The sequence below is a fragment of the Mucilaginibacter lappiensis genome, from assembly GCF_900155965.1.
Taxonomy (GTDB): domain Bacteria; phylum Bacteroidota; class Bacteroidia; order Sphingobacteriales; family Sphingobacteriaceae; genus Mucilaginibacter; species Mucilaginibacter lappiensis.
Window position 1 is genome coordinate 280,851 of the sequence record NZ_FTMG01000008.1, and the last position, 12,281, is coordinate 293,131.

Annotated in this window: 9 protein-coding genes; 1 reads left to right on the top strand and 8 read right to left on the bottom strand. The window is 39.6% G+C overall.

What is annotated here, in order from left to right:
- Positions 1–30 precede the first annotated feature (30 nt).
- The 8 genes from BW976_RS16760 to BW976_RS16795 form a co-directional block, all read right to left on the bottom strand.
- The gene (locus BW976_RS16760; protein WP_076374485.1) at positions 31–1,428 is read right to left on the bottom strand and encodes an efflux transporter outer membrane subunit; all 1,398 of its coding nucleotides are present in this window, start codon (positions 1,426–1,428) and stop codon (positions 31–33) included.
- Positions 1,429–1,451: 23 nt separating this feature from the next.
- Complete coding sequence (locus BW976_RS16765; protein ID WP_076374553.1) at positions 1,452–4,601, bottom strand: efflux RND transporter permease subunit; 3,150 nt, start codon at positions 4,599–4,601, stop codon at positions 1,452–1,454.
- 40 nt (positions 4,602–4,641) lie between these two features.
- A complete protein-coding gene (locus tag BW976_RS16770; RefSeq protein WP_076374487.1) occupies positions 4,642–5,865 on the bottom strand; it encodes an efflux RND transporter periplasmic adaptor subunit in 1,224 nt (407 codons plus the stop codon).
- A gap of 85 nt (positions 5,866–5,950) precedes the next feature.
- Positions 5,951–6,556 (bottom strand): TetR/AcrR family transcriptional regulator, encoded by a 606-nt coding sequence (locus BW976_RS16775; RefSeq protein ID WP_076374555.1) that lies wholly within the window; start codon positions 6,554–6,556, stop codon positions 5,951–5,953.
- Between the two features lie 172 nt (positions 6,557–6,728).
- Positions 6,729–7,787, bottom strand: coding sequence for a hypothetical protein (locus BW976_RS16780; protein WP_076374489.1), 1,059 nt, complete (start codon positions 7,785–7,787; stop codon positions 6,729–6,731).
- Between the two features lie 178 nt (positions 7,788–7,965).
- Complete coding sequence (locus tag BW976_RS16785; RefSeq protein ID WP_076374491.1) at positions 7,966–8,727, bottom strand: LytR/AlgR family response regulator transcription factor; 762 nt, start codon at positions 8,725–8,727, stop codon at positions 7,966–7,968.
- Complete coding sequence (locus tag BW976_RS16790) at positions 8,724–9,437, bottom strand: sensor histidine kinase (RefSeq protein WP_175614125.1); 714 nt, start codon at positions 9,435–9,437, stop codon at positions 8,724–8,726. The genes BW976_RS16785 and BW976_RS16790 overlap by 4 nt, the downstream gene beginning before the upstream one ends.
- A 922-nt stretch (positions 9,438–10,359) precedes the next feature.
- The gene (locus BW976_RS16795) at positions 10,360–10,959 is read right to left on the bottom strand and encodes an RNA polymerase sigma-70 factor (RefSeq protein WP_076374495.1); all 600 of its coding nucleotides are present in this window, start codon (positions 10,957–10,959) and stop codon (positions 10,360–10,362) included.
- 147 nt (positions 10,960–11,106) lie between these two features.
- On the opposite strand from BW976_RS16795, the gene BW976_RS16800 reads away from it, so the two are divergent.
- On the top strand, positions 11,107–12,264 hold the full coding sequence (locus BW976_RS16800; protein ID WP_076374557.1) for a FecR family protein: 1,158 nt from the start codon (positions 11,107–11,109) through the stop codon (positions 12,262–12,264).
- The last annotated feature ends 17 nt before the right edge of the window (positions 12,265–12,281 follow it).

A 12,281-nucleotide genomic window follows, 5' to 3' on the forward strand; every position in this document is an offset into this window, starting at 1 on the left:
GCGCTTTTATCGCTCCCGGGAATTTTAAACCTATTTCCATCCGCCCCCCAAGCTTTGATAAAGAGTTACTATGGCTGTTAACTGTTGTAACCTGTCATTTACGCTGCTTAACTGTGCCGATAAATAACCCTGCTCGGAGGTTAGCACATCTGTATAAGTTACGTACCCCCCTTTCAATAGTAAGCGGTTATAATCAACAGACCTTTTCCAGGCATCCATTTGCAGGGTGCGGGTTGTGATCTTATTTTTAGCAGATTGATAGCTGTAAAGTGCATTTGAAACTTCCTGCCCTGCACTTAATACGGTTTGCTGAAAGGTTAATACATATTCGTCATACTGCGCTTTTGCTACCCGAAGCCTTTGGTTATTAAGGCCATGGTTAAGAATAGGTTGTGTTAAACCAGCTACAACATTGCCAAATATAGAAGCCGTATTAAACAAGGTGCCAACCGTAGCCGACTGCCAGCCGCCTTGCGCAGTAATGGTAAGCGAAGGATAGAAATAAGCCCTTGCTACATTAATTTGTTCAAAATAGTAGCGTACATTATACTCCGCCTCCTGAACATCAGGCCGATTACTTAATAGTTGCGCCGGTAAACCTGTTTGCAATAACGTATCTACTTTTTGAACATCGAGTGAGTCGCGTTCAATTGTTCCCGGCTGCCGGCCAGTCAAAACGCATATGGCATTTTCTGTCTGATTTATAGTGTTCTGCAAATCGGGAATGGTTACCTCAACCGCGTATCTGTTGGCTTCACTTTGTGCTACTGAGGCTTCATTTACACGATTGGCCTTTTTTAGTGCCTGATTGGTTTCTACGTCATTTTTGTAGCTTTCAACTGTTTGCCTGGTTATGGCCAACTGTTTATCATAAGCCAGTAAATTATAGTAATCAGTAGCAATATTAGCGATCATCTGTGTTTGCACCGATCTTCTATAGGCATAACTTTGCAGGAGGGAAGCAAGTGCTGCCTTGTTTGCACCCTTTAACTTACCCCACAGATCAATCTCCCAACTGGCAGTTCCGGAGAGTTCATAAAGATTGTTGGGAAATATCCCTAATGAGCCACCCTGGGCACCGGATGTTTTTTGTTTTGTATATTGTGGTTCAACACTAACAGTTGGCAAAAAAGCAGCTTTACTTTGCCGCAAATTAGCTTCGGCCTGTTTAATACGGGTAACCGCTATTTTCAGGTCGTAATTGTTAGCTATGCCTTGCTGCAGCAAAGCTTGCAGTTTTTCATCCTTGAACATCTGCTTCCATGGAATATTGGCCATAGAAGTAGTATCAATATTGTTTACACCACGGTACAAGCTATCAGTTTTAACCACGGGTGGCACATAGGCCTGCCTCAATTTACAGGATGGCAGTATTATTATAACTGTTGCAGCTATAGCAACAAGTTTATTCAAAATTTTTAAGTTCATAAACACATTTATTTATCGTTTAATTAATGTGCGGTTGCAGCTCCGCCTTTTGATGCCTTAAGCTTTTTTTTACTGCTGAATTTCTCCTGTACCGTTTCAAAAATGATATACAAAACCGGGATGACGAATATGCCGAATACGGTTCCGACAAGCATCCCGCCAACAGCACCAGTACCTATTGAACGGTTACCCATAGCGCCAACGCCCGAAGCAAACATCAGCGGCATTAAACCGAAGATAAAGGCCAATGAGGTCATTAATATAGGGCGTAAACGGGCTGTAGCGGCTTCAATTGCGGCTTCCATTATCGGCATTCCTTTTTCTCGCCTTGCTACCGCATATTGTACAATCAAAATAGCATTTTTGGACAATAACCCGATAAGCATCACCACCGAGATCTGCATATAGATATTATTGTCTATCCCCATAATTTTGGCAAATAAATAAACACCTGATAAACCAACCGGCAATGAACAAAGTACGGCAAGTGGGATAATATAGCTTTCGTATAAGGCACTCAACAAGAAAAATACAAAAACAATACACAGCACATAAATGAAGACAGTTTGACTGCCGGCGCTTATTTCTTCCCTGGTTAAACCCGAATAATCAAAAGTATAGCCCGTTGGGAGGGTTTTAGCTGCGGTCTCCTGCACCGCTTTAAGTGCATCACCGCTGCTGAAACCCGGTTTGGGAGCCCCTATTACCGAGATATTGTTAAATAAATTAAAACGGGACAAACTTTGCGGTCCGTTGATAGCTGTTAACGTAACAAATTCCGAAACCGGTGCCATGGTACCGGCAACATTTCTCACATAAATATTGTCCAGACTTTTTGAATTGCTGCGGTATTGCGTATCTGCCTGTACCATAACCCGGTATTGTTTACCAAACTGGTTAAACGTAGACGCATAATAGCCACCATAATAACCCTGCATGGCATTGGTTATATCACTGATCAGTAAACCCGCCTGTTTTGCCCTGGGTACATTTATTGACATGAGGTATTGAGGATAATTAGGGTTAAAACCGGTTGCCCCGTATAATATTTCAGGACGTTGATTCAGGGCCCCCAAAAAGCCACCTGAAACTTTATAAAAATCGCCAATACTACCGCCAGTTTTATCCTGTAATTCAATGCTAAAGCCGGCGGAGTTACCAAAACCCGGAACCGTTGGCAGTCCAAAAAACAAGATCCTTGCATCTTTTATTCCCGCAACCATTCCAAATAGCTTTCCTGTTACTTCATCAATCTTTATTCCTTTTCTTTCGTCCCAGGGTTTCAGTTTAAGAAACAGGATCGCAAAGTTGCTGCCCACACCATTAATGATGCTTTGCCCTGTAACTTCGCCCCGGTTGATAATTGTTGGGATGCTGGCAGCCATTTTATCAACCCTGTTAGCTATTTCTGTTGTTTTTTCAAGTGACGTACCCGGTGGCAAGCTAATGTCACATAATATAAAGCCCTGGTCTTCGTCAGGTACAAAACCACTTGGGGTGGTTTTCATACAAAATACCAGCAAGGCGCTAAAGCAAACTATCATTACAGGTACTATCCATTTTCTGCGGGTTAAAAACATTATAGAACCCTGGTACTTATTTTTTAAAGCATCAAATGCTGTATTAAAGGCGCCATAAAAGCGTTGCAAAAGGTTTTTCTTTTTTGTTTCATCCTCTTCATGCGGCTGCAGAAATAAGGCACACAAAGCCGGGCTTAAAGTAAGTGCGTTTATAGCCGATATAATAATTGCTGAAGCTAATGTTAATCCGAATTGCTTAAAAAATACACCCGTACTGCCCCCTATAAATGATACCGGGATAAATACAGCTGCCATAACCAGAGTAATGGCTACAATGGTTCGGCCCAATTCATTCATGGCATCTACAGACGCGTCATGTGCTGATTTATAGCCTTCATCCAGCTTGGCATGCACAGCTTCAACCACCACTATGGCATCATCTACCACAATACCTATGGCCAGTACAAGTGCAAATAAAGTAAGCAGGTTAATTGAAAAGCCAAACAGGCTCAGGCAGGCAAAAGTACCGATCAGGGAAACAAGCACCGATATACCGGGAATAATGGTTGAACGAAAATCCTGTAGAAATATAAACACTACAATAAATACCAGGATGTAGGCTTCCAATAAAGTTTCAGCTACTTTATCAATAGAAGCACCTAAAAAATCGTTTGCACTATACAGCGAAACATATTTTATCCCTTTAGGAAATGAAGGAGCGTCTTTATCAAGCGTTTCTATGACTTGTTTAATAATTGTTTGTGCGTTTGAGCCTGCCACCTGGCTCACCGCAATAATCGTTGACGGTTTACCATCGGTATTTAATCCCGATGAGTAGGTAAGTGAACCTAATTCAAGCCTTGCTATATCCTTTAAAAGCAACTGTGAACCATCGGAATTTGAGTGCACAACAATATTCCCAAACTGCGTAGTATCAATTAATTTGCCAGTGTATTGTATGCTGTATTGAAAAACCTGGTTGCTGTTTTCACCAAACTTACCAGGGGCAACATCAATATTCTGTTCGGCCAGTGCATTGTTAACATCACTTGGTGTTAAGCCATAATTGGCCATTACATCCGGCTTCAGCCAAATCCGCATGGCGTAATCCTTTGCGCCAAATACAGTGGCGCTGCCAACACCGCTTACCCGCTTAATTTCGGGGATAAGGTTAATGTTGGCGTAATTATTTAAAAAAGTTTGGTCATAAGCAGGGTTATCACTTTGCAGCGAAAGAAACAGCAGGTTGCTGCTCTGTTGTTTTTGAACGGTTACACCGGCCTTCGTTACTTCGGCAGGCAGTACGTTGCTCGCAACAGATACCCGGTTCTGTACGTTTACCGCGTCAATATCGGGGTTGGTACCTAATTTGAAATATACGGTTATGGTAGCGCTCCCATCATTTGAAGCGGTTGAGGTCATATAGGTCATCCCTTCCACGCCGTTGATCTGCTCTTCAAGCGGAACGACAACGTTTCTCTGAACTACACCTGCACTCGCTCCTGTATAAGCAGCTGATACAACTACGGTAGGCGGCGCTATTTCTGGGTATTGCGAAACCGGCAGGCCAAGATAGGCTAAGGCTCCCAGTATCACGATCATAACCGATATCACTGTTGATAGAACCGGCCTTTCTATGAATATTTTAAGCATGATAATTTTTTTAAAGTTTCCAGGCAATCTGCCCTATTGCTTATTTATGTTTTAAACTTTTAACACTGTCGGCGGCTGGCGTTTTGGCGGCGGCGTATAAACTGTCGGCATTAACCGGCATTGGTTTTATGGCCATTCCGGGCTTTAAGTTGGCAATACCTTCAATTACCAGTTTATCCCCCTGTTTTAAGCCGCTTCGTACTACATATAAATTCCCTATCGGGTTATCAGATAACTGTACTCCAGTATTCAATGTGCTATCTTTATCGCTTAATGTATACACAAACTTTTTACCCTGCATATCATAAGTAGCGTTTTGAGGAATCAAAATAGCGTTGTCTATATTAACCGGAATTTTGATGGTTGCGCTGCTTCCGCTCCTGATTAGGCCTTGTGGGTTGGGAAAATTGGCCCTCAGGCTAACCGAGCCTGTTGCTGTGGCAATTAAACCGCTTGCCATTACTATCCGTCCTTTTAGTGGATACGTTGTACCATCAGCCAACAAAAGTGATACATCAGCCATAGTGGCCAACTTATCCTTTAGTGTTTTACCTTTTGTGTCTCGTAAAAATTCAAGTAATTGCTTTTCATTCAATGAAAAGTACACGTAAATATTTTTGGTGTTGTAAACAGTGGTAAGCGGATTAGTGGATGTGCTGGTAATCAGGCTGCCTACCTTATAAGGGATGGTACTTATCACACCATCTGCAGGGCTTGTGAGATAGGTATAACCTACATTCACACGGGCATTCACCAGGTCTGCCTGGGCAGAAGCTAAGGAAGCTTTTTTTGACTGTAATGTAAATTCATCTGATTTTAACTCGTAATCACTGATAATATTCTTGTCTACCAGTGGCCTTACTTTCTCTACATTCATTTCAGCTGTATTTACGTCTGCTTCTGCTATTTTAACAGAAGCCATAGCGCTTCTTACGGCCGCATCATACTGGGGGTTTCTTAGCTGAAATAATGGCTGACCCTTATGTACAACAGCGCCCTCTTCAACAAAAATCTTTTCTATAAAGCCATCCACCTTAGGTCGGATATCTATATCCTGCTCACCCTGGATAGTTGCAGGATAGCTATAATACATAGTTGCCGGGCCAGCGTAAACAATTGCCGTTCTATAAGGCGCGGGTCCGGTTGGACCACCTGGGCCTCCGGCACCTGGTTTTGCTCCGCTATGGCAGGCGGTGAATAATATGGGTAGTAGTAACAGCATAGTAAATGCTGTATTCTTTTTGAGCATTGCGATGTTTTCCATGGTTATTTAAACTATTTTATTATACTCTATTGTTTTGTTAATTTGTTTGGCGTTATTATTAAATTGAGATTAAAAGAATGTTGTTTCAAGCATCTAAAAAGAGTAATTGCATGATGACACCCTTGCGTTCTGCAATCAATTTTTGATATTCCTCTTCATTAATTGAAAAAGCATTTTTAATAATATCTCTGCCCAAAAATGGAAAGGAACATAATGACATTAAGGTAAGAATAAAATTGTGAGATGTAATAGGTTTCATACGACCTTCTGCAACTTCGTTCTCAATATCAATTTCCAATTGCTTTAGTTTCTCTTTCTCATTATCAGGCCTTAACGTATGTAATTGAATTTTTGGATTGGTATTAAATTCCGTTACAATAAACATTTCCAGGTAAGGGTGCTTTAAAGACTTTTCAATAAAAACTTCGATGAATTTTCCAATTCTGTCTTTAAAAGATAATGCCTCTTCAAAAACAGAGTGCACTTTGTTTCTCATTTCTGTGCTTGCCTCGATAAAAACGGTGTCAAACAATTTTTGCCTGCTGCGGAAATAATAGTGGATAGAAGCACGATTTACTCCTGCAGCATCAGCTATCTCTTGAGTAGTAGCATGTAACCTTCCTTCTGCAAAAAAAACTTTTTTAGCTGTATCTTTTATTAGTTGTTCTGTATCTGTTGCTAAAACTTCCATTATTAAATAGTTGATAAATTTATCAACAAATATGTTTAACATTTTTGTTTAATACAAATTGATTTTGTTTAACAATTGTAAAATTGAATAACCCGGGCGCCTTGCCCTTCATTGTAGATATTGGTTCTAAATATTTCAACCTGTTTCATTGGGTATCTGTTAATAAGTGACTTTATCTGTTAATAATGGTCTTTAAAAAAGGAAGGAACGAAATCGAAAAATTGACATAAGGAACTGTACCACCACTGCCCTTTATAAAATAATCAGATTGTTTGTCACCTTGTTTAAATACCCTGGAGGACAATGTTGAAGACATCCCCCCGTTTATCCCCAGAAGAATCTTTTTGGATACCAGGTATTCAAAGCCTGCTCTTGTTTTAATTTCCATTGTTGAACTGACCGCATTATGTGGAAAAGGCTGATTTAAGGCTAAAAAACTCTGGCTTCCACCCAGTTCGCTTCCGAACGATACCCAGCTTTTAGGAGATAACTGCTTTTTTAATATAACACGAGATGGGAAATCAGCAAACAACTGAATGTTCCCGGTTTCAAATTGATGCCAGTATGCAATAACGGGAATGACGTGAGTAGGGGCCGTTGGATTATTGATATAATACAACCCCACTGAAAATGAAGTAGTCGCTGTCCGCGTGAACGGAACACTTATCCCGAGCATTTCACTAGCAATTCTGACCCTGGATAACTCATCGGTTAACCCGGTGAAACTGGCAGAATAGAAGACTTGGTGATTAAACAATGTATCTATCCTCATATAACTGGCCGTAAATCCTATTGTTGTGGTATTAATAACTGAATTGCGTACCGGTATTTGCGGGTTATAACTTTCCACCTGGCTCAGATCAGTACGCTCATGCAAGTAGCTGATACTTGCGGTGACGCTGTTTTTACCCCATTGTGCAATAGGCAAATTAAAGTTTGCCCCGATACGGGTAAGCTGGGTCTTTGCTTTAAATAAAGGGTTGCCATTGAACTTAGCAGTGATATTTCTCCCACTCATGATATCCGTGGAAATAGCGGCCTGCCTCAACATCGGGTAATTGATTGCGGCAGCGCTGAGATTGGCCATTTTACTGGAATCGGTCATTGTTCCGTTGACCGTTTGTGCAAATGATCCACCAATGGTCAATAAAAACAGTAGGGGTGTTATGAATACTGTTTTGAAGTAGTTTGATCCGGAAATTACCGGAAATTTTGATGAGGATATCAGCATGTTCTGTTTTTAACTGACCGAAATTACTTCTGTAATAAGGGGTTAATCAGAATTTTAGAGTGAACGTGACAAAAGGGGAATCGAAACTGACGGAAACGGCAATGAATGGCCACGCCGGTCTGCTGGAAATTAAAGGATTGGTAAATGTGTTATCAGGAGAGGAAATAATAAAGCTAATTCAATCTTCCATCCATTGCAGGAAATCATTTGCTTTTATCTTACTGACGATGATCTTCTCAGGAGTTTCACAATTCAGTTTAACAAATAACCTGCGATTAAAATAATGCTCTACATTTTGTATGTTGTCCCTATTGATAATAAATTGCCGGTTAGCTTTAAAAAATAGCTGTGGATTTAGCATTGCCTCCAGCTGTTCTACTGTATGCTGGGTAATGAACCGATCAAAGTTGCTATGAATATAAACTAAACCATGTTCGGCATAGATAAAGCGGATCTCACTGGTTTTTATTGGAATTATCTTCTCTTTAAAATATACAAGGATAGATTGTTTATATTTAGTATCCATCTGGCCAACCAGCTTTATTAACTTTTGCTGGTATAGATCCTGGCGGTTATTAAACAGATTTTTAAAGTGCTGGTATTTCCTCAGGCTTTGTTCAAGCATTCCCTCATCTATGGGTTTTAGCAGATAGTCAATACCGTTGGCCTCAAAAGCCCGAATAGCATATTCATCAAATGCGGTGCAGAAAATTACAGGAGTATTTACCTGTACATTGCGGTAGATATCAAAACTAAGCCCGTCACCAAGCTGTATGTCAGAGAAAATCAAATCAGGTGATGGATGTTCCTTAAACCATTGGATAGCCGAATTAACAGAATGTAAAATATCAACAATTTTGATATCACTATCAATTGCTTCGATAAGGCCTTTTAGCTCTTTGGCCGTTTTAATCTCATCTTCAATGATTAATACATTCATGACAGCAGCAATGGCAAGGTTACTGTGAATAGATCGTCATCATTATAAACTTCAATCTGTTTACCAGACAGTAGCTGATAACGATCCTTTATATTCTGCAGACCCTTTCCGGTACTTTCTTCCACCGATATTTTGGGCTGATAGCTATTTTCAATAGTTAGTGCAGGTGTTTGATCGGTATAAATACGAATATGTAGTGGTTGTTCAGGGGATATGATGTTATGCTTAATAGCATTTTCAATAAGCAATTGCAATGAAAGCGGAGGAATATAATAGCTTAAAAACTCATCCGGAACATTAATAGAAATTTGTAACGCATGTTCAAACCGCTCCTGTAATATATAAAGATAAGATTTCATAAAAGCGATTTCATCTTTTACACTGGCCAGGTGATGTTCATTAAAATTCAACAGATAGCGGTAAACATTAGCCAATTGTATAACATAAGTTTTAGTCTCATGGTCTGGTGCAATGGTTTTTAATGTACTTAATGAATTAAATAAAAAGTGCGGACTTACCTGTTGTTGTAACGATAAAAGCTGTGCCCTTAACTGCGCTTGCTTTAATAAACCATTTTCCAGTCTTGATTTTTGCAAAGTAATATTAATCTGGATGTTGTGAATGATAATGTAGATAAATACACTGATAAAAGCAGAACCAGTAAGGTTAAAGAATACATCCCGGGTTCTGTCATTACTCAGTGATGGCATTGTATTAAACAGGTTTAGGAGATAATCAAAGAATGATACAGTACAAATAGCAATTATATTACTGATTACACCCTTTGTTACGTTACCGAAATTTTTAAAAGAATGAAGAATAAAGTAATGATGAATAAACCAACAGGTGAATACATTGATAAAGGAAAAAAAAAGGAAATTTCCTATGAGCTCAAGCTGATTAAATCCGGGATGGCCTAACCTTGGTAAAATACCAATTACGGCAAAAACAAGGGATAAGAAGATACCCAACTTAATCTGATAAGCTTTAAACATGCCTAAATTTCGTTTTAATTCTTAAATAATCTGTCAATAATATAATCAAATGGACAATTAAGGGTTTGAAAGGGACAATATTCAATATAGATGATACTCAATTTAGAATAGTCAGTACCTGTCACTATTTGTATAAGTCTTACAAAATGTGAACATGCCAGACCTTTAGCACAAGCCATTTTCTGACCCTATCGGTCTCATAGAAATTTTTAGCAAGTTGTTGAAATGCACGTTTCATTATATCTGAATCAGACTGTTTAAGTGCTTAGAAACTCAGGCGCGCTGTAAACCTTAACGAGAAATCGAACTACAAAAAATAGGTTAATTGCACTCCTGATACACTTTTTTAACCGTTCAGGAATTTCTCTGCTAAAATCGAACTAAGAAAACCTCATTGTAATTATTTGATTAACAGATTTTTACTAGCGTAAACACCTATATGTTGTCTCCTTAAGTCCGACCGCAGTTTTCGAACACATTTATAGAAGCTTTGAAGAAATTGACGTCAATAAATGTTCAATTATAAATGGATAATCTACCACTCTTTTATAATTGAATATTAATAGATTGTTAAGCAGTTTATTTCAGAATATTGCCCAAGTAGATCAAAAGTTAAAGGACATAGCTGGTATAAAATTCAGTATACACCGGCCAGAAACAAAGTCATAATCAACACGGAAGAAACGACTGATAATTTAGGGTATGAAATCCGAAGGTACTTTAATGCCTGAGTTATCTGGTTCTCAACCGTGCGTTTAGAAATATTGAGCCTATCCGCTATCTCGTCATTGCTTAAATTTTGCACGCGACTTAACCAGAATATTTCCTGGCAACGGCGGGGTAGTTCTTTTAGTATTTGGGCCAGCTCTGTCTCAAATGATTCATAGCTCAGTTTGCTGTCGGCAGTGTTGTACACCATCATGTCTTCAGTTTCGGCAAACTGTTCTATATATTCCACCCCATTAATGCGCGCTGCTTTCAGGTGCTTAAATACATGGTAACGGGCGGTTACGTGTATATAGTTTTGAAAGCTATTTATTTTAAGATGTTTACGCCGTGTCCATAACACCACAAAAACATCATGAGTGATTTCCTCTGCAGCTGATTCATCTTTAAGGTAATAGCAGACAGTTTTGTATAGTTTTTTCCAATACCGATTATACAGGACTACAAAAGCCCTGGAACTATCGGCGACAACGGCGTCCCATAATTCGCTATCGGTAAGTAGGGGAGTCATAAATTGGTTGGCTAAAATTAGCAAATAGTTTATCAAATGCAATTGTCATATGCAGGGATAAAGCAGGTAAAAAAAATATTTTTAAAAGTATGTGTGTTCGTAAAGCTTTTGAATCTCTTTATGGCATACCACAAAAAAAACAATTTTATGACCCCGGAGTACTACATGCAGCTTTATGAAAAATATCTGTTGGGTTCATGTACGCCCGAAGAGGAGGAATTGCTGATGCGCTATCAGGATAATTTCAAGCTGCGAAATAATAATGATGAACTGTTATCAGCAGCTGATAAAAAGTTGAGGGCAGACATATATAGTCGCATTCATACTTCAGCCGAGGAAAATAATAAACCACGTAGTATCAAATTCTGGTGGTGGTTGGCTGCCGCGGCCATACTTTGCGGTGGATTAATATTTGGAGGTTTGCTCATTAAAAAACAAAGGGAAGCAATTGCCGACCAGACTAACATAGCCCTTATTAAGAAGAATCCTATTAAGCCGGGTGCCAACACGGCTATACTTACCTTGGCCAACGGCATCAGCATAGCTTTAGATAAAGTAGGCAATGGCGTGGTAGCCAAAGCTGGTAACACAGCCATCAGGAAAATGAAAAATGGCTTGCTAGCCTATACCACTACCACAGGTGACAATAAAGGGGCTATTGTCACCGATGCGTTGAATACTATTACCATACCACGTGGCGGGCAATATACCATTACGCTGCCCGATGGCACCAGTGTATGGCTTAACTCGCAGTCGTCCTTAACTTTTCCGGTGGCGTTTAAAGGCTCTGAGCGACGGGTGAGCCTAACCGGCGAAGCCTATTTTGAAGTAGCCAAGAACAGGCAGATGCCTTTTATTGTGCATACAGGCAATGCCGATGTTAAGGTTTTAGGAACACATTTTAATGTAAAAGCTTACCAGGAAGATAACGCTGTAAAAACAACCTTGCTTGAAGGATCGGTAAGCTTGTCCAACAGTTCATCCTCAGCCTTGCTGGTTCCTGGCGAGCAGGGTATTGCTGAAGCTGCAGGTGGAAAGATCACACAGAAAAAGGTTAATATAAACCAGGTAATGGCCTGGAAATCTGGTTACTTTATTTTCAGAGAAGACGATATTCATGATATTATGAAGCAAATAAGCCGTTGGTATGATGTGGATGTGGAATACAGGAGCAACGTATCAAACATTAAATTTGGTGGCACCTACTCTAAAAACAAGGATATTAATGAACTGCTCAAGGGACTTGAACTAACTGGGCTGGTTCATTTTAAAATTGAAGGAAGGAGGATAATTGTTATGACTTGAGAAACGAGTTTAATGAT